The 19,516-nt window shown below is 75.0% G+C and carries 12 protein-coding genes; 11 read left to right on the forward strand and 1 reads right to left on the reverse strand.

Annotated features, from left to right (window positions below; all coding sequences use genetic code 11):
• The first annotated feature begins 5 nt into the window (after positions 1-5).
• Genes A6F73_RS02860 through A6F73_RS02900 form a run of 9 tightly spaced genes read left to right on the forward strand, consistent with a single transcriptional unit; the run spans position 6 to position 14,583 of the window.
• A complete protein-coding gene (locus A6F73_RS02860; RefSeq protein WP_208869042.1) occupies positions 6-1,793 on the forward strand; it encodes a hypothetical protein in 1,788 nt (595 codons plus the stop codon).
• 4 nt (positions 1,794-1,797) lie between these two features.
• Entirely contained in the window at positions 1,798-4,296 is a 2,499-nt protein-coding gene (locus A6F73_RS02865; RefSeq protein ID WP_063346290.1) for a lantibiotic dehydratase, read from the forward strand.
• Positions 4,293-6,626 carry a lantibiotic dehydratase gene (locus A6F73_RS02870; RefSeq protein WP_107452808.1) on the forward strand — a complete coding sequence of 778 codons (2,334 nt, stop codon included), beginning with the start codon at positions 4,293-4,295 and terminating at the stop codon, positions 6,624-6,626. Before A6F73_RS02865 ends, A6F73_RS02870 begins: the two co-directional genes overlap by 4 nt.
• An 8-nt stretch (positions 6,627-6,634) precedes the next feature.
• Positions 6,635-8,107, forward strand: coding sequence for a hypothetical protein (locus A6F73_RS02875; RefSeq protein ID WP_208869043.1), 1,473 nt, complete (start codon positions 6,635-6,637; stop codon positions 8,105-8,107).
• Positions 8,104-10,434, forward strand: coding sequence for a lantibiotic dehydratase (locus A6F73_RS02880; protein ID WP_208869044.1), 2,331 nt, complete (start codon positions 8,104-8,106; stop codon positions 10,432-10,434). Before A6F73_RS02875 ends, A6F73_RS02880 begins: the two co-directional genes overlap by 4 nt.
• Positions 10,431-11,696, forward strand: a complete 1,266-nt coding sequence (locus A6F73_RS02885) for a metallopeptidase TldD-related protein (protein WP_063346292.1) — start codon at positions 10,431-10,433, stop codon at positions 11,694-11,696. Before A6F73_RS02880 ends, A6F73_RS02885 begins: the two co-directional genes overlap by 4 nt.
• Positions 11,689-12,831, forward strand: coding sequence for a hypothetical protein (locus A6F73_RS02890; protein ID WP_063346293.1), 1,143 nt, complete (start codon positions 11,689-11,691; stop codon positions 12,829-12,831). The genes A6F73_RS02885 and A6F73_RS02890 overlap by 8 nt, the downstream gene beginning before the upstream one ends.
• Positions 12,803-13,906 (forward strand): FAD-dependent oxidoreductase, encoded by a 1,104-nt coding sequence (locus A6F73_RS02895; RefSeq protein WP_063346294.1) that lies wholly within the window; start codon positions 12,803-12,805, stop codon positions 13,904-13,906. Before A6F73_RS02890 ends, A6F73_RS02895 begins: the two co-directional genes overlap by 29 nt.
• Positions 13,906-14,583 carry a VOC family protein gene (locus tag A6F73_RS02900; protein ID WP_063346295.1) on the forward strand — a complete coding sequence of 226 codons (678 nt, stop codon included), beginning with the start codon at positions 13,906-13,908 and terminating at the stop codon, positions 14,581-14,583. The genes A6F73_RS02895 and A6F73_RS02900 overlap by 1 nt, the downstream gene beginning before the upstream one ends.
• Before the next feature lie 107 nt (positions 14,584-14,690).
• On the opposite strand, the gene A6F73_RS02905 is transcribed toward A6F73_RS02900, so the two are convergent.
• Positions 14,691-15,914 carry a M20 family metallopeptidase gene (locus A6F73_RS02905; RefSeq protein ID WP_063346296.1) on the reverse strand — a complete coding sequence of 408 codons (1,224 nt, stop codon included), beginning with the start codon at positions 15,912-15,914 and terminating at the stop codon, positions 14,691-14,693.
• Positions 15,915-16,135: 221 nt separating this feature from the next.
• Between A6F73_RS02905 and A6F73_RS02910 the strand changes: the two genes are divergently transcribed.
• Complete coding sequence (locus A6F73_RS02910; protein ID WP_208869045.1) at positions 16,136-18,610, forward strand: lantibiotic dehydratase; 2,475 nt, start codon at positions 16,136-16,138, stop codon at positions 18,608-18,610.
• Positions 18,607-19,464, forward strand: a complete 858-nt coding sequence (locus A6F73_RS02915; protein ID WP_063346298.1) for a methyltransferase domain-containing protein — start codon at positions 18,607-18,609, stop codon at positions 19,462-19,464. Before A6F73_RS02910 ends, A6F73_RS02915 begins: the two co-directional genes overlap by 4 nt.
• Positions 19,465-19,516: the final 52 nt, after the last annotated feature.

Below are 19,516 nucleotides of genomic sequence, written 5' to 3' on the forward strand. Positions count from 1 at the left end.
CCGAGGTGAGCCGCGCATCCACCGCCTCCGTCCTGGTCGACGTGAACACCGGCCCGGCCGCCTCGTACAGCGGGCTGCGGGCGGGCATCGACGCCCTGCGCGCCGAGGGCGCCGACTTCACCGGGCTCGCGGCCGGGCACCCGTCCGAATGGGCGGAGCTCTTCCCCGCCGAGACCGCGCCCGGCACCGCGCCGCTGGAGGAGATCGCGCTCGCGCCGTCCGAGCGGCGGCTGCACCGGGAGAGCGAGCAGGTCTACCGCGTGCTGACGGTGGCCGCGACCGCCCTGTGCACGGGCACCGCTCAGTTGGGCAGGCCCCTGCTGCTCAGTGGGATGGGCGGCACCGACCTGTCCTCGCTGCGCGGTTTCATGCGGGCGTTCGAGCACGCGCAGCTCGTCGAGGGCGCCGAACTGCTGCTGGACGCGCCGACGTCCGTGCGCGAGCCGGTCGGCCGGTACGCCGACTACCGCGGGGAGCGGGTGCGCTGTCTGCGCCGCATGGGGCTGCCGGTCACCGAGGGCGACCTGGCCGTGGACCTGGGTACGGCTCCCGACGCCGGCTTCGAGCCGGTGTCCGAGGAGGGCGAACTGTTCCTGCGGGCGAGGGACTCCGAGGGCTCCGCCGTGGACCGGGTGGCCGCCGCACTGGCCTACTGCCGCCGGGCGTTCTTCTCCACGAACTGGGAGGGCATGGCGGTCGTCGCCGAGGAGGCGATCGGGCTGCTCGCCGGCATCCCCGAGTCGGGCGTACCCGGGCTGCTCGCCGAGGCGGAGCGCGAGGAGGAGCTCGTCCACGCCATCGAGTTCGAGACGGCGATCCTGCGCGGCACCGCCGACGTACGCGGTTTCCTGCTCAAGGTGCTCGGCATCCAGGCGGGCTTCCGCGGGGACCAGGACACGGCCCTCGCCTGCTTCCGGGCCATCCGGGAGGACGCCGCCGGCCTGTCCCCGGAGCTGCGTGCCCAGTCGCACCTGTACTCCGCGCTCACCCTGTCCAAGCGCAAGAACCGGCTGGCGGAGGCGGTCGCCGAGGTCGAGCAGGGCTTCGAGGTCGTCGGGGAACGTCCGGGCGAGGCCGAGAGCGTACGCCGCGAGCGCGGCTGGCTGCACAACCTGCGCGGGCTGACCCTGTTCGCGGAGCGGCGTCTGGGGGCGGCCTTCGAGCACGAGAAGCAGGCGCTGGCCTGCATGGCGGGTCTGACCGACGCCAGTGCCGCGCATCTGCGGATCAACCTGTACTCGAACATCAGCGTGCTCCAGGAGAAGGCGGGCAAGCACGCCTCGGCCCTGGCGACCTGGGAGAAGTTCAAGCAGGCCGCCGGCTCGTCGAACGCGGGCTTCCGCAAGCACCACGCGTACCGCAGCGCCGGGCTGCGGCTGCTCGTCGGCGAGCGGGACGCCGCCCTGGCGGACCTGGACACCACGCTGGTGAACGCGGCCGAGCTGGGTGACCGCTTCCACGAGACCGAGGTGCGCCTCGAACTGGGCATGCTGCACGCCTCCGGCGGTGACGCGAGGACGGGCGCCGAGCAGTACGAGCGCGCCGAGGCCGCGGCGCGGCTGCTGGGCGACCCGTACCGCATCGCGCTGGCCCAGGCGGGTCGGGTGATGACGACCGGCTCCGTGACCGCGGCCGGGTCGGTGGCGGCCATGGCGCCGCTGAGCCTCACCCGTCCCGGTGCGGCGGACGCCCTCGCCAAGGCCGTCGCCGACGGCGGTGACCTGCAAGGGCTGCTGCCCAAGCCGCGGACCAAGCTCAACCGCCCGTTCGACCTGATCAACTTTCAGGACTGAGGCCATGACGGACCATGCGACCCAGGGGGAGACGGGACAGCGGGCCAGGTGGCAGCTCTACGATCGGCTGCTGCTGCGCAGGGCGGGCTTCGGCATCGGCCTGCTGACCGCTCTCGGTGACGGGCCGGCGGGTGCCGCGGCCGCGGAGTACCGGGAGGCGGTGGCGCGGTTCGAGCAGAGCCGCGCCCGGCTCCAGGAGGCGATCGCCAAGGCCGTCACCGGCGCCGACCGCGAGCGGGACCGGGCCGGACTGCGCGAACTGTCGAAGCTGCGCGGCCGGGTGGGCCGCCGGCTGCCGGTGGAGCACGACCCGCGCGGCGGCGACGTGGCATCGGCGGTGGCATCGGCGGTCGACGGCTACCGCGCGGCGCACTCCGCTCAGCAGCAGGCGGGCGAGCGGCTGACCGCTGCCCTGGGTGAGGAGGTGCTGCGGCGGCCGGAGCGGGTCCGCGACGTGCTCCGCGACGAGCGGGTGTGCGACGCCCTGCTCCAGCTGTCGCCGTCCTTCCACACCGAGGCGGTGCGCTGGGTCGACGGCTGGCAGCAGCAGGACAGCGCGACGGGCCGCAACCGCGCCAAGGACCGGTCCTTCTACCGCCGCGTCTACCTGTACGGCCAGCGGCTCGGCGCGAAGAACGAGACGACCAGCTTCTTCGGTCCGCTGGTGCACGGCCGGGTCGACCGTGGGGCCGAGGGCACCGTCCTCGGCCCCGAGACGGCCTGCGGCTACCACCTCCTGGAGGCGCAGACCGCGTTCTGGGCGGTGTGCGAGCTGGCCAAGCTCATCGGCACGGACCCGCAGGTGCGGGACCGCCCGCCGGTGGCCTGGATACCGTCCTGCCGCCGGACACCGGGCGAGGTGCCGGGCGGGACACCAGGCGGGGCGCCGGGGTCGGGGACGATCCAGTCCGCCGACGGCCGCCGGATCACCCTGTCCGGGGTGCGGTGGCAGCTCGCCGAGGCCGTCGACGGGCGGCGTTCCCCCGTCGAACTGGCGGCGCTGGCAGGACTCGACCTCGCGCAGACGCGCCGGGTCCTGGACCGGCTGCGGCAGGCGGGGGCCGTCCGGCTCTGGCCCGAGCCGCCGTCCACCGCGGCACGGCCGCTGGACTGGCTGGTCTCCTGGGCCGACCGCTACGCGGAGGACACCGCCTGGCCGGCACGGCTTCGGGAGCTGCGCGACCTGGGCGACGCCTACGCGGCGGCCGACGGCCACCGTGCCCGGGCGGTCGCGCTCGAGCGCGTCGAGGAGTGCTTCACCCGGCTCACCGAGGTCGACGCACGTCGCGCCGGCGGCCGGATGTACGCGGACCGGCTGGTGGTGTCCCTGGACGCCAAGGGCGACCAGAGCCCGGTGGTGGTCGGTGGCGACGTGGCCGGGCGCTGGGAGTCCGAGCTCAGCCCGGTGCTGGACGTGGCCGCCCGCTACGGCGAGCTCCAGCAGCACGCGGCGGCCGAGCTGTGCGCGGGGATCCTGCGCGAGGCGGGCGGCGGCGCCATGCCGTACGACGAGCTGATCCGCCGGATGCGCGCCTCCGTCGAGGCGGGCGGTCTGGACCGGCTCGCCGGGCCGCTGATCGGGTTCAAGCGGGACTACGCGGCGCTGGTGGAGTCCGCCGTGCAGGGCCAGGAGGCCCGGCTCTCCCCCGCCGAGCTCGCGGGGTTCGCGCCCGAACCCGGCCGGCCCCGTTTCGTCAGCCCGGATCTGATGCTGGAGAGCCGGGAGGACGGCGGCGAGCTGCTGGTACTGGGCGAGCTGCACCCGTACGTCTTCGCCTGGGGTTCACAGGGGCTGTTCAGCGACGAACAGGACCGGATGCTGGGCGACTTCGAGGCGGGTCTCGAACCGTGGGGCGGCCCCGAGCGGCTGGCCACGGTGATCCGCCGCAGGCGCCACAAGGGCCTGGTGGCCGACTGGTTCCCGGGCCGCTTCATCGAGATCACCTCGGTGGCCACCGACGACCGGGAGCGGACCGTGCCGCTGACCGATCTGACCGTCGCCCTGGTGGACGGCACGCCCCGGCTGCGCACCCCGGACGGTGAACTGACCCTGTACGCAGGCGAGGACGACCATGTGCACCTGCGGGCCTTCGCCGCACCCGGGGTGGGGCTGCCGCTGGTGCGGATCGGGGACTTCGCGCCGAGGATCGTGGTCGGCGACCTGCTCGTGCAGCGGGCCCGCTGGTGGTTCGACCGTGCCGACCTCGGGGTCGACGCGGCACGCGACCCCGCCGCCGCCTTCCTCGCCGTCCAGTCGCTGCGGGCCCGGCACGGAGTGCCCCGGTTCTGCTTCGCCTCCCTCGCGCACGAGCCGAAACCGGTCGGGATCGACCTGGACAGTCCGCTGGCCGTCGACGCACTGGTGGCGATGGTGCTGGCCGGTGACAGCGCGACGGTGTCGCTGGCCGAGATGAGGCCGGCGCCGGACGCGCTGTGGCTGCGCCACGGCGGGGCCCCCGTGACCTCGGAGTTCCGGATCGCCATGAAGCGAGCGTCGTCATGACCCACCGATCCGACCGATCCGACCAAGCCGACCGATCCGACCTGTCGCCACAGGAATCGACGGCGCGGCGGCACGGCTGGGAGCTGCTGCCCACGGTCGTCCTGCGCAGCGCCGGGTTCCCCTGGCAGATGGTCGAGCGACTGGCCTGTGAACGGACCCGTCTGCTCATCGAGGAGCTGTTCGCCCTGGAGGCCCGGTCGGCCGACGTGGCATCACGGCTGCACCCGGCCGGGCGGCTGTCCCGGGGCCAGCAGGCCAAGTTGCGCGGTCTGCGGCCGCTGCCCGCGTCGGACAACCTGCCCGCCGACTGGCTGGCCGAGTGGAACGCCGCGGCGGAGCGGGTGAGCGCGGTGCGGGAGCGGTTCGCCGCCACCGTCGAGGCCGACACGGCGGCGGTCGACGAGGCGCTCGCCGCCGTCCGCACCGATCCGCGGGTCAACGACGCCATCGTCTGCTCGTCGCCCGCCGTCCACCGCGATCTCGCGCGGGGTGCGGCCGGCGGCCGGATCCGGCGCCAACTCGCCTCCTACGCACAGCGGCTGGCGTCCAAGAGCGAGACGATGAGCTTCTTCGGGCCCATCAACTACGGCAGGCTCAGCCCCGGCTCCGACGCCGCCACGGCGCTGGACTGGGAGGGCCACACCGCGATCCCGGTCCGCCAGGCGCACACCGCGGCCCGGGTCAACGACGCCGTGCAAGGCCTGCTGCTGGGCGATCCGGCGCTGGCCGAGCGGCTGGCGCCGGTGCGCAAGACGATGACGGGGCCGCCCCGCGGCACGGGCGTCGGCGCGGCGCTGCTGCGGGAGGCCGACGGCGTACGGACGGTGGCCCGGATCGCGTCCGGGTGCGGTGCCGGCGCCCCGGAGGCGGTGGAGGCGTTCGCGGCCGCCGTGGCGAAGGGGACGCTGACGCACACCCTGTGCCCGCCGGCGACCGTGGTCGACCCGCTGCGCTGGACCCTGGAACGCATCGACGCCTCGGACACCGAGACGGCCGCCCGCGCGGCCGGGGTGCGGGCCCTGCTGGTGAAGGTGCTCGCACTGCTCGACGGCTACCCGTCGGCGCCGCCCGAGCGGAAGCTGACCGTCCAGGCCGAACTGGAGTCGCTGCTGCCCGTCGCCGACCGCTCGGCGGAGCGCGGCCGCTTCTACAACGACCGGGTCGTAATCCACGAGGCCGCCGTCGGCACAGCCCGGCTGGAGGTCCGCGGACCGCTGGCCCGCGACATGTGCGACACCGTCGCGCCGGTGCTCGACCTGCTGGCCCACGAGGCCGAGGCGACCCGCGTACGCACCAACCGGGCGGTCGCGGCCCGGCTGGGAGCGGGACGCATCCCGCTGCTGCGGGCGCTGCGGGAGTGCGCGGACCTCGCCATCGAGCCGGGCGGAGAGCTCGGCGCCGAGCTGAGCCGGGTGATCGGGGCCGAAGGCGCGGACCGGGCCGAAATCGACGTGGCGGGGCTGCTCGCCGCGCCGCCACCGCCCGCCGCCCCGGTGCTGTGCTCCATCGACGTCCTGATCGCGGCTCCCGACCTGGCCGGATACCAGCCGGGGGTGACCCCGCTCGTGCTCGGCGACATCCACGACGCGGCGCTGCTCACCCCGTGGGCGCTGCAGTTCCATCCGGACGCCGCGGCGCTGCTCGCCGAGCGGGACGCCGGGGTGCGCAGGGCCCTGGGCGACCAGGTGGCCGTCAATGTGATCTCCCGTCGTACGACCGGGCTGCCGCCGCTGGAGTTCCCCGGGGTGGTGCTCGAACTGGGCGGCATCGCCGGCCCGGACCGGGAGCGGATCGGCCTGGACCAGCTGTGGCTGGAGAGCGACGGCGAACGGGTCGTCCTGCGCGGCGACACCCACCCCGGCCGGAGCCTGCTGTTCCACAACGGCGAGCTCGACACCGCCGTGCACACCGCGCTGGCACTGCCCCGGATCCGCCGCCCGGTGCTGCCGGACCTGCCGCACGTGCCGCGGCTGCGCTGGGGCAACGTGGTGTTCTCGCGGCGCCGCTGGGCGCTGCCGAGCGCGGCGCTGCTGGAGGCGCACGGCAGCCAGCGCGACGCCGAGCGGCTGCTCGCCACGGCCCGGCTGCTCCGGGAACGGGGCCTGCCCGACCGCTTCTTCGCGAAGTCACCGGCCGAACGCAAACCGGTGTACGTGGACACCGCGAGCCCCGAACTCCTCAAGGGCATGGCCCGGCTGGCGGGCACGGCGGAACAGCTCCTGCTGTCCGAGACGCTGCCCGCACCCGAGGACGCCTGGCTGCGGGACGGCGAGCTGCGCTTCGCCTCCGAGCTGCGCTGCGTGTATCTGCGGGGCGGTGGTGAGCGGTGACGCGCCGGGTGGTGCTCCCTCCCCTGTTCGATCCGAGTCTGGAACCGGAGCTCGGGCCGGATGACCAACTGATCGACGTGAACGCGCACTTCGTCGCACGCCTCGCGGACACCGGGGCACTCGCCGCGCTGGCCGACGACTACGACCTCGGCAGGCGCGGCGGGAGCGACCCTGCAGAGAACCGGACCAGGGCGCTGTTCGCTCGGGCCGCCGCGAGGGTCACCGCACGGGTCACCGCGCGGGGCGGCCAGGCCGCGGGCCGGCTGCGGGCCATGGGCATGGCGCTACGGCTGGCGGGCGAGGCCGATCCGGCCCTGCGGCTGGCCGCGGACGACGTGGAACTCGTCGGCGGCACCACCGAGCGTGGGGCCGATGTGGTGCTGGCCGCGCAGCGGACCGAGCTGCTGGGGCCCGAGGCGCGGTGGACTCGTGCGGCGGCCCCGGACGGGCGGGTGCACCTGGTGATCGAGACCGACCAGCAACTCCCGGCGGCCGCAGTGCTCCTGGAGGCGCTCGGCCCCGCACGGGTCGTGCTGTGCGGGCGTTTCGCCACCGCGCACCGGGAGGCGCTGCGCGCGCTCGCCCCGTTCTCGGCGGCGGCGGGCTTCGACGACTGGGCGCCGGCCTGGCGGCTGGGCAAGGAGTGGTCGGGGGACGGCACGCCGGTCCGCTGGGTCCGCCGCGCGGCCGACTGGCCGGCCGGCGCCCCCTGGGCGGGCTGGCTGGCCCCGGACGAGGCGGCGGCGCTGCCCGCCGAGGCGTGGCGCGAGTGCCGGGGCGCGGCGCTGACCGTGGCACGGCTGGAGTCCTGGGCCGAGGTGACGGGGGCGGACGGCCGCCGTACCGATCTGCGGACCGTCCTGGACGCGGTGGACGGGGCCCTGCTCCGGGTCGAACTGCTCGTCGGGGCGCCCGGGGTGAGTGCCGAGGAGACGGCCGGCACGGCGCGGAGCCTGCTGTCCGGGCCGGGCCCCCGGCTCGCGGGGCTCAGCCCGTTCCGGCTGCCGACGGCCCGGGGCGGCGCGGCACCGCAGGCCTGGGGCGGCGTGCCGCTGATCCGGCACACGACCCCGGGCAACGACCTGCCCCGCTGGGACCGGTTCAGCGGGCCCGGGACACTCGACGAAACGGCGCGCACCGCGGCGATCGGCGCACTCAACGCCGAACTCGGCGCCGTGGCCGACCTGTTCCCCGGCCGGTTCGCCTGCTGCGTGCTCGCCGCACCGGACGGGACGACGGTGTGGGAGCCGTCGGCCGCCGTCGTCGCCGGGGAGGGGCCCGGCCCGGACGGCCAGGGCCCGGGTTCATTCGTGGTGAACCTGCGGACGGGCAGCGCGTTCCGGCTGCATCCGAAGCTGACGCCGGTCGTGGAGCGGCTCTCGTCCGGCGACACCGCCGTCCTGGACCGGATCAGCGACGGTGCCCGAAGGAAACTGACCGACCGGCTGGTCCAGGCCGGTGTGATGCGGAGGAGCCAGTGAGCCGACAGTGGCGCATCGGGCGGGAGTTCATCCTGCGCCATGCGGGAATGCCGTTCGACTGGCTGGAGGAGCTGGGCGCGCCCCACTCCCTGCTGGAACTCGCGGACGAGCTGCTCGACCGCGAGCGGACCGTCCTGGAGTTGGTGGAGACGCAGTTCAGCGGGCCCCGCGCCGAGTCGCTGCGCTCCGACGTGCTGCGCGGACGGGCGCGGCAGCTGCCGGCGTCGTCCGGCGGGGAGCAGTGGAGCCGGGCGGTGAGCGCCTGGGCCGACGCCTGGGAACGCTACGCGCTCGCCTGCCGGCAGGCCGACGACGAGGCCGGAAAGCGACTGCGGGATCTACTGGCGGATCCGGGGGTCTCCGAGGCCGTGTTCCTGTCCAACCCGGACGCGTACCGCAACATGCTGCTCCCGCTGCTGGCGTACGAAGGCCCGCTGACCTCGCGCTGGCGCCGGGTGCGCCGGCAGATGTTCACGTACGTGCAGCGGTTCTGCGCGAAGAACGAGACGGTGAGCTTCTTCGGGCCCATGGCGTACGGCACGGTGGGCGAGGGCGAGGGTGCCGTGCTGCGCGACGACGTGCCCCGCGTCCGCCGGGTGTTCTTCTCGCACTGGGCGGCGCGTGCGCTGGCCACGGCGATCGCCCGGGACCCCAGGATCCTTCCGCACCTCGCGTTCCACTCCACCGGACGGGGTGACGCGGCGCGGGAGCCGCTGCTGCCGCTCGTGGCCCCGGACGGAACGGTGTTCCGCGACGTGGTGCGCGCCGCCGGGCAGCCGGCCCGCGACGTGGCCAGGACGCTGATGCGGCTGGTGGCCGAGGAGGCCGTCACCATCGGCCTCGGCGGCGGCGACTACGACCTGGAGCCCCTCGCGACGCTGCGGGACCAGCTCTCCGCGCTGCCCGCCTCACCGGCCCGCGAGCTGTGGCTCGACCGGACAGGCGAACTCGCATCCCTCATCGGCGAGTTGGCGCAGGCGCCGCTGGACCGCAAGGCGGCCGCCGTCGCCGCCCTGGAGGAGCGGTTCACCGAGTTCACCGGCAGGCCGGCCAGGAGGGGCGCCGGTGCGGCGTACGCCGACCGCGCCGTGTTCTTCGAGGAGTGCGCGTCGCCCTTCGCGCTGACCCTCGGAGCCGGGCTGGTCGGCGACTGGGAGCGGCAGCTCGCCCCCGTGCTGGAGGTGTGCACCGCGCACGGGCAGGCCGCCCAGCGCGCCGCGGCGGCCGCAGTGCGCGACGCCTTCACGGACGGGACCGCAGGAGAAACGGGCCCAGCCGGGGCACCGGCCACGGAGTTGGACCTCCTCACGTACGCGACCCGAGCGGCCGCGAGCCGGTCCGACTCGACCAGCACCTTCCAGGCGACCCACGCACCCGTCTACCCCGGCGCCGACTGGCGGGCCGAGGTCGAGCGGCTGACCGAGGAGGCCGGGGCGCTGGACGGCGACCGGTACGCGGTCATCGACCTGTGCCCCGCGGCGCCGGACGCCGCCGGGCTCGGCGCGGACGCCCCGCTCGTCCTCTCCCGCGCCCACCACCACCTGCTGGTGCGCAGCTGGCTGGGCACGATGCACCCGGATCCGGACCGGCTCGGCGCGGACGCCGCCGCCTGGACGGCCGCGCAGGACGGCACGGTCGTCGGCCTCGACTTCGGGCGCCGCAACAAGGGCTACTACCGCTTCCCCGGCCGCGAGGTCGCGATGCGCCCGCTGACCTGGACCGACCACGACCAGCCGGAGCTGCTGAAGCCGGAGGACCTCACCGTCCGCATCGGGCCGCACGACGTCACCCTGCACGATCCGGACGGCAAGGCGGTCAGCGCGTACGTCCCGCTGAGCGACTTCGTCAAGTACGCCCCGATCGCCGCCCTTTCGCATCCGCAGGTGCTCCACCCCACCTTCACCACCGAGGACGCACAGCCCGAAGTGGCCCTGGGATCGGTCGTCCTGCAGCGGTCCCGGTGGCAGGTGCCCACCGCGGCGCTCGCGGCACCGGAGCCCGAGGCGCGGTTCCTCGCGCTGCGCAGGCTGGCCCGGGACACCGGAACGCGGTTCGTCTTCTGCCGCAGCGCCCATGAGCGCAAGCCGTACCTGATCGACCTGGCCTCACCGCTCGCGGCGGACCTGATCAGCCATGTGGCGCGCGGCGCCGAGCAGTTGGGCGTGGAGCGGATGGCGCCGGGGCCGGACGAGCTGTGGCTGCGCGACGGCGAAGGCCGGCGCTACACCAGCGAGCTGCGGATGCAGATCATCGGCAGCGACGACAGCAGCAGCGGCAGCAGGAACAGCGACGGCAGCACCAACAGCGACGGGAGCAGCACGCGATGACGCACACCACGCTCTTCGCCGAGCACTCGCTGCGGATGCGGGCCGACGTGCTCCCGGACGGCACCGTCTCCACCGAGCGGACCTCGGTGCGCGGAATGAGCGTCGAACGGCACCTCGACCGGGGCTTCACCGAGCACCGCTTCGCCGACGGCGACGACCTGCTGGCCTCGGGCGCCGCCGGGGCGGCCCCGCAGGCCGCCGACGCGCTGCGCGAGGTGCAGGAACGGCCGCTGTTCGAGCTGACCCCCGAGCTGCGCGCCGAGCTCGCCGGGATCGCCGCCGAGACCGGCGCGGAGCTGACCCTGGGGGTGGCCCAGCAGCACGTCGCCGCCGGCGGCGCGGACCGCGTCGCCACCACCGAGCGGATCGTCACGACCCTGGAGACCAGGCTGACCGGTGACGACGGCACCGTCCACTCCCGGTCGCTGCTGTGCGCTCCTGCGGGCTCCGACCCGGGCGGGCTGCGGGACGCGGCCGTGCGGACGGCCGAGGCGGTGCGCGAACGCCTCGCACTGCCGCTCGCCGCCGAACTCCCGGACGGCGCCGACCTCGTGCTGCTGCCCGGCCTCGCCGGGGCGTTCTTCCACGAGATCGTCGGACACCCGATGGAGGCCGACGTGGTCGCGTCCGGAACGAGCTACCTCGGGGCGCGCGCCGGGCGGCGGGTCGCACCCGCGTGGCTGTCGGTGCTCGACGGCGGTGCGCACGACGGGCCGGGCTACCGCAGTCCGTTCGACGACGAGGGCACCCCGTGCCGCACCCTGCGGCTGATCGACCGGGGCACGGTGGGGCCGCCGATGACCGACCGGGCGCTCGCCGCCCTGCTCGGCGGCGGCCCCGGCACGGGCCATGGGCGCAAACAGAGCTACCGGCATCCGGCGATCCCCCGGATGACCCACACCGTGGCCCTGATCGAGCCCGCGGCCGAGCCGGAACCGCCCTCGGGCGGCTGGATCGCCCCGTACGGGCTGCGGCTGGACATGATGAACATCGCCTCGGGCGCCTTCGTCTTCCACGCCCCGTTCTCCCTACTGCACCGCGTCGACGGCAGCACCGCCCGGCTGGGCCCGCTGACGGTGACCGGTGACGGAGCGCGGGTGCTCGCGGGTCTGCGGCCCTACGAGCACCGGGTCGCCGCCTATCTGCGGGCCACCGGGGGCTGCGGGAAGCTGGGGCAGTACCCGGTGCCGGTGTCGTTCGCGAACGCCGGGTTCCGGCTGCCGGCCGGGCTCGTCGGGCTGCGGGCGGTGGCCCGTGGCTGAGACCAGGATCCGTGCCTCCGGAATCGTCACGCCCACCCGCGGCGCGCCGCGGCTGACCGTCTCGCTCGACACCCTGCGCCTCGAACGGGACGCGACGGGCCGGGTCACCGGCTCCCGGCGGGTCGCCGGATCGGCGGACCAGGACGCGGGCAAGGAGACCGGGCTGCTGCTCACCGAGGCGGCCGAACGGACGGCGTCGGCCGTCGCCGGGCTCCAGAGCGCGGTGGCGCAGATCCACGAGTGGCGTGACGGCGACGGCCTGCCGGTGTCCCGGCGGGCCGAGTTGCTGGCCCGCGTCGAGACCCCCGGCGGTCCCGTACTGCTCGGCACCAGCGGCCCGGGGGATCCGGCCGGGCTCGTGGACGCCCTGCCCTGGGACGAACTCGGGGCACTCTCGGAGCCGTTCGTACCGGCCGACCCGCCGGACGACTGGCGCGAGCGGCCGCTGCTGCTGCGGCCCTCCGCGGCGTCGGTGCTGGTGGCCGGTGCGGCCTTCTCGCTGACCTCGCGCGGGGGGCGCGCGACCGCCGCCCGGCTGGCGGGGCGGCGGATCCTGCCGCAGCTGACCCTGACCGACCTGCCGTCGGCGCCGCCCGGGTCGGGGCTGAACGGGTCGGGGCTGGACGCTTCGGCGCTGGACGGGGCGGCGCTGGGCGCTTCGGGGCTGGACGACCGGGGCGACCCGGCGCTGCCCACCGTCCTGGTCGACGGCGGCCGGATCTGCCCGCCGCCCCCGCTCGCCGAGGGCATCGCGCTCGGCCGGGCCGTGTGGGACCACGACACCGGCGGGTTCGGCCCGCCGCCGCTGGCCCGGCTCGAACTCGACGGGCCCCGGGCCGAGGTGCCCCCGGACGCGGTGGAACTCGTCTGGTGCGTGGAGGGCCTCCAGCGCTACCACGGCGACGGCACCGTCCGGCTCCAGTGCCTGGCCAGGGTCGCGGACCGGCCCGGCGGCTGGTTCCGCCTCGCCCTGCGGGGCAAACCCGTCCATCTGCTGCGCCAGGCCCGCGGCCTGGCCGACCCACCCATGGCTGTCCACAGCGACAGCGACGTGACCACCCGCTCGCTGGTACTCGCCGGCGCGGCCGAAATGGAAGGTGCAGGACATGCCGTCGTCACCGTCATCACCCCCTGACTTCACGCTCATCGGCGGAGGGATCGTCGGCGCCTGCCTCGCCGAGGAGTTGAGCGACAGCGGGGCGTCCGTCCGGGTGCTCGACTCCGGTGCCGAACCCGGGCACTCGACCAACCGCGCGGCGGGGGTGGCAGTCCCCTCGCTGCGCTACCTCACCGACCGGGAGTTCTACGACTGGCTGCGCACCGCCAAGCGGGACCTGGACGCCGACGTCGCCCGGCTGGAGCCGGAGTACGGCGCGTTCAGCGTGGCCAGGCCCATCCTGCGCGCCCTGCGCGAGACGGACGTCGAGGCCCACGGCGACGTGCTGAGCGGGCTCGGCGTCGGCGACTGGGTGGAGGGCGACGCCCTCGCGCAGGCCGCGCCCGGGCTCAAGCTGCCGACCAGCAGGCGCTACCTCCTCGACCCGGACGGGCTGATGATCGACGGCCGCCGCTACCTGGACGCCGTACGGCGCCGGTGCCTGGCCCGGGGCGTCGACTGGCAACAGGGCGTCACGGTCCGGGAGGTGCGCGAGGAGGGCGCGGCCGTCTCGGTGGTGACCTCCGACGGGACGCTCCGCGCGGACCGGGTGGTGATCACCGCCGGCGCCTGGAGCTCGGGCAAGGGCCTGGCCGAGGCGACCGGAGTCCGGCCGCAGCGCGGGCAGATGGCGGTGCTGCGGACCGACGAGGAGCTGAACTGCATCCTGTCCTCCGCCTACTACCTCGCGCCCGGGGTCGGTGACGACGTGATCGTCGGTGCGACGGAGGAGGACACGGGCTTCGCCGAGCACGTGACCACCCAGGGCATCGCCAACCTGCTGCGGTTCGCCACGACCGTCATGCCGGGGCTCGCGGACTCGGTGCCCGTGGAGCTCCGCGCCGGACTGCGCCCGGTGTCCGGCACCGGACGGCCGCTGGCGGGCGCGCTGCCCGGCCACGAGCGGATCTTCCTGTCGGCCGGCCACGCCGGGCACGGGCTGCTCTCGGCGCGCGCCACCGGCAAGGGCATGGCGGCCGGCCTGGTCGGCGACGACTGGGAGGCCCTGCCGTACAGCATGTGCCCCTCGCACGCCCTGGGCGGTGCCTCCTGATGCGCATCGACCATGTGATCCTCGGCGCGCGCACCATCGAGCCGCTGCGCGAACTGCTGTGGGACGAGTACGGGTTCGGCATCACCGACGGCAGCCCCAACCCGGACGGCACGGCGAGCTGGGTGGTGCCCTTCGACACGCCCGACGTGCAGTACCTGGAGCTGCTCGTCACCCACGACGAACGGCGGCTGGCGGGCGAGGACTTCGGCCGGCTGTTCCTGGAACGGACGGCGGACGGGCCGGACTTCCTCAACTGGGCGGCGCTGACCGACGACATCGAGTCCACCGCACGCGCGGTGGAGACGGTCACCGGAGCGGATCCGGACCTCTTCCGCGGCGAGTCCGTCCGGGCCGACGGAGGGAGCGTACCGTGGGCGGAGGCGGCGTTCGACCTGTCGTGGCGCAGCCGGGTGCTGCCGTTCTTCCTGAGCTACAGCGACCCGCAGGCGCGCGCGGCACGGGTACCGGGCGATCTCAAGGCGGCCGGGCACCGGGTGTGCCCGAAGGCGCTGCGGCGCCTTGAGACGGGCCCGGCGCGGGAGCCGGAGCGGGCTTGGGCGGACCGGTGGCCCGGACTCGCCGCGCTCGACGTCCTGGTCGACCCCGCGGCCGGCCCCCGCATCTCGGCGGTGCACATCGACACCGCCGAGGGCGAGACGGTGGTGCGGCTTCCGTGACCCCCGCACGCCCCGCACCCGCGGGGGCACCGGGCGGCCCCGGCCGCAGCACCGCCGCGGCCGGGGCGTCCGGACCCGCCCGGCCGGGCAGGTCCGGACGGCGGCGGTCAGCCGGCCGTGCGGCCCGCGTCCCGACGAGCAGTGCGGCCCGCGTCGCGACGAGCCGCGTGGGCCGTGAGCAGCCGCTCCCGGGCCTGGTCGTCCTCGGCGGCCTGCACCGCCGTCCAGGCCAGTGCGACGGACGCCTGGAGCAGCGCCCGGTCGGCGGCCGGGGTCACGCAGGCCCGGGCGAACTCCGGCTGGTGGTTGACCGCGCCGCCGCTGTCGATGCCGATGCTGGGGTGCACGCTGGGCAGGACCCGGCTGACGTTGCCCATGTCGGTGCTGCCGGTGGGCATCGCGCGCTCCTCCTCGGGGGACACCAGGGGGCGGCCCAGTTCGGTCGCCGCCGCCCGGTAGGCCGCGACCAGGAACGGGTCGTGGGCCAGTTCGGCGTACGCGGGTGTCGAGCGGACCTCGTGGGTGCAGCCGGTGGCGACGGCGCCGCCCTCGAAGCAGGCCCTGACGCGTGCTTCGAGGCGGCCCAGGGACTCCATGTCGCCGGCCCGCAGGTTGTACAGGGCGCTGGTGTGCGCGGGGACGACGTTGGGCACCTCGCCGCCCCGGGTCACGATGCCGTGCACCTGCTGCCGCGGCTCGAAGTGCTGGCGGCCCACGCCGACGGCGACCTCCGCCACGGTCAGGGCGTCGGCGGCGTTGACGCCCAGGTGCGGGGCGAGTGCGGAGTGCGACTCCCGTCCGGTGTAGCGGACTTCGAGCTCGACCAGGGCGAGGGGGCGGGGAGCGCAGTTGTCCTCGGGGGCCGGGTGGACGAGCATCGCCATCGACACCTCGTCGAAGACGCCGGCCTCCAGCATGGCGATCTTGCCGCCGCCCTCCTCCTCGGCCGGGGTGCCCAGCACCATGACGGTGATGCCGAGGTCGTCGGCCACGTCCCTCAGCGCCAGGGCCGCGCCCACCGACGAGGCGGCGATGATGTTGTGGCCGCACGCGTGGCCGAGGCCCGGCAGCGCGTCGTACTCCGCGCACAGCCCGACCGTGAGCGGGCCGCTGCCGTAGCGGGCGGTGAACGCGGTGTCCAGGCCGCCGGCGCCGGGCACCACCTCGAATCCCTCGTCCCGCAGCAGGCCGCTCACCTTGGCGGCGCTGCGGTGCTCCTTGAACGCGGTCTCCGGCTCGGCGTGAATACTCCTGGACAGCGCGATCAGTTCGTGTTCGGCGCGTTCGACGCTTTCGCGACAACCGCGCATGATCCGAGACGAGATTCGCATCTTCTCTTTCCCCTCCGCATGACCGGGATCTCCGCCGGCCGGATGGCCGGACAATTCCCTGGCCTTTTCCTTCCTACCGGAGTCTCCGACGAAAAGCGAGACCAGTCTGGAGAATTGACATGGCGTCACCGACAGATTCACTGACAGATTCGCTGAAAGATCCACTGACAGCGTCACTGACCTGGAACGTGCGGGCGGGTGACGGGGAACTCTCGGTCGAGATGATGCCCTGGTCGCTGCTGCGCGCGACCGGCTTCCCCGCCGGGCTCCTGGACGGGCTCGCGTCCGAGGAACTGCTCGGCACCGCCGCCGGGGTGTTCGCGGCGGAGCAGGCGGTCGCCGCCGAACGTACGCACTTCCTGGACGCGCTGTGGCCGGGGCTGCGGAAGGCCGTACGGACGGTCGAACCGCGCCAGCGGTCGCTGCGGGCCCTCCAGAGCTGCCGCCGGCTGGTGGACGACGGCGCGCCCCTGGACGAGCGGTGCGCAGCGGTCCTCGCGGCGACCGGCGCGCCGGACTGGGCGCCCCGCTGGAACGCCCTGGTCGCCGCGCTCGACGAGCGGCTGGCCGCGGCCGGAGCCGAGCTGGAGGCGGCCCTGCTGCGGGCCCGGCTGCACACCGCGCGGGCCGCCGGCCGCGACGACTTCGGGCACGCCGTGTTCGTGTCGAACCCCTCGTTCCACCACACGGCCCTGGAGACGCCGCCGCTGACGCACCCGGGCTGGGCGCAGGCCCGGGACGAGGGCGGCGCCCTGCCGCAGACCCTGCGTCGCCGGGTCGACACCCTGCACCGCTATCTGCGCCGGTTCGCCACCAAGTGCGAGACCGTCTCGTTCTTCGGCCCGGTGCTGTTCGGCCGCCTGGCGCCGGAGCAGGAGGAGACCCTGCTGGTCGGCGCGCCCGGCCGGGAGAGGGTCGTGGTGGAGGCGAGCGCCTGGCTGGTGGAGGAGCTGCGGGAGCAGGCCGCCCGCGAGGTGCCGCTGACGCGGCAGCGCGTGTGGCCCAGTCCGCTGTTCCGCCGGTCCGGCTCGTCCCCGGTGCTGGAACGGGCCGTGGACGGGCGCAGGTTCAAGGTCGCGGGGCCCGCGCTGGCGCTGTGGAGTGCCGCCGCCGCGGCGCCGGGGAGCCGGCTCGACTCGCTCGTCAGCGCCGCCGGCCCCGTGCCGCCGCCGTACCGGGCGGGGGCGGACGACGCGTACGCCGCCGGGCTGGTGAAGGCACTCGGGCCGGCGCTGGTCGTCTCCCCCTGGCGGCTGCCGGCGACCGAGCTGCACGCGCTGACCAGGCTCGCGGCCGAGCACCCCACGGACACGGTGGTGAACCTGGCGGAGGTCCGCGACACGTACGCACGGGCGCCCTGGCCCGAGCGGGCGGCGCACCTCCTCGCCGTGCGGGCGGCCCGCGCGGCGGACGGCGGGCGGGTCTCGCAGGACAGCGGACGGCACTACGCCGACCGCGAGCTGTTCCACGAGGACAGGTCGAGTCCGGTGAGCGAGCGGGTCGGCTTCGGGGCGCCGGTCGTGGAGCGCATCCGGGAGGTCACCGAGGCGGTGTTCCCGCTGGTGTTCCTCGCGGCGCTACTGGCCAGGGAGGACGCCCGCGACGCCCTGCGCGCCGAGCTGGGGGGCGCCCCGGCTCCGCTCGCCGCACTGGCCGCACGGGAGATACCCGCCCGTTCACCGCGCCGCGACCGGCTGGACGCGGTGCTGCGCCGACTGGTCGGGCAGGCCGTGGAAGCCGCGGGAGCGACCGACGGCCGCCCCCCGGTCGTGGAGCTGAGCGGCAACGAACTGGCCGAAGCGCTGGCGCCGCTGTGGGACACCGTGACGTACGGCCCCGACGACGCCTGCCTGCCCAGCCCCGACCTGATGGTGGCGGGCCCCGACCCGGCCACCGCCGACTGGGTGCTCTCGGAGCTGCACGACGACTGCAGCTCGATCTTCGGGGGGCTGGAGCGTCCGCTGCACAGCGACCCGGACGGGCTGTGGGGCGGCTTCACCGAGCGGGTGGCGCGAGCCGTGCCGCCCGGGACCGCCGCGACCATCGTCTCGCGCCGGCGCAGCGCCCATGTGACCCCCGAACTCCCCGGTGCCGCCATCGAACTGAGCGGCCTCTCGGGCAAGGACCGGGCCGACGTGGTGCCGATCGCGGACGCCGTCGTGCCCGCTTCGGCCGACGCGGTGGTGGTGGGCGGCCGGCGGCGGCTGCTCTACCCCGGCGACCTGTCGTCGACGCTGCACCGCGCGGTGTCCAGGCCCGCACTGGTCCCGGTGCCGGTCGACCTCGGCGCGTACACCCCCAGGATCGTGGTGGACGGTGTCGTGGTCCAGCGTGCCCGCTGGCGGCTGAGCATTCCGGAAAGGGCTCCGGAGAAGGCCGCGGACACCGCCACCCAGTGGTTGTCCGTACAGCGGCTGCGGGCCGCCCAGGGAATTCCACGCCACGTCTATGTGAAGCATCCGGCCGAACCGAAGCCGCTGTACGTCGATTTCGCCGACCCGCTGTCGGTGATCGATATCGCGCGACTTCCCGAAGGGGAAGTCGTCGTGTCCGAAATGCTGCCCACCCCGGACCAGCTGTGGTGGCGCGTCGCGGACGAAACGCATTGTGCCGAATTCCGTCTCGGCTGCATCGTGCGGCCGGTGACATCCGACAATCCGCCGACCCCGGAACAACAGGAAGAGAGCGCGTCATGACCGAGGACCTCCGCATCACCTCACTGGTGAGGGACGCTTACGACAAGGCCGCCGAGCAGTACGAGTCCGCAGGTCAGATGATCTTCCACCCGCTGGGGAAGATGATCGCCGACACCCTGGAGCTCTCGCCGGGCGAGCGGGTGCTCGACATCGGCTGCGGGCGCGGCGCCTGCCTGTTCCCGATCGCCCACGCGGTGGGCCCGGAGGGCTTCGTGCTCGGCATCGACCAGGCCCAGGGCATGGTCGACGCCTGCACGGCCGACATCACGGCCCGCGGGGTCGCCGGCCGCGCCCGCGCGGAGCTGGGCAACGCCCAGGACTTCGCCTTCGCCGAGCCGTTCGACGCGGCGAGCGCCGGGATGGTCCTGTTCCTGCTGCCCGAGGCGGAGAAGGCCCTGTCCTGCGCCGCCGCGGCGCTGCGCCCCGGCGGCAGGTTCGCCGCGACCACCTTCCCCACCGAGAACGGCAGGCTGGCCGCCGGCTGGGAGTCCGCCGAGATCCTCTCCGGGGTGCTCGCCAAGTACCTCCCCGAGGGTGTGGACGACCCGTGGCAGGTGGTCCTGGGCCTCGGCGGCCCGCTGGCCGGTGAGGAGTCCACGGCCGCCGCCTTCCTCACCGCCGGCTTCAGCGATGTACGGATCCGCCACGTCCCGGCGGACTCCCGCTTCGAGACCATCGACGACTACCTGGCGTGGACCAGGACCGTGACCACCCGCGTGCAGTGGGACCTGGTGCCCGCGGAGCGGGTGGCCGAAGCGACCGACGAGGCGCGCGAGGCGCTGCGGGTGCTCGCGGGGCCGGACGGCTCCCTGGAGTTCTCCTGCCCGACCAGGACCGTGCTGGCCGTCCGCTGACGGCACGACCGCAACCGTCTACCAAGCGCTGAACACAGAGCCGAGAGGTGCG

This window comes from Streptomyces sp. MJM8645 (assembly GCF_001625365.1).
Classification (GTDB): domain Bacteria; phylum Actinomycetota; class Actinomycetes; order Streptomycetales; family Streptomycetaceae; genus Kitasatospora.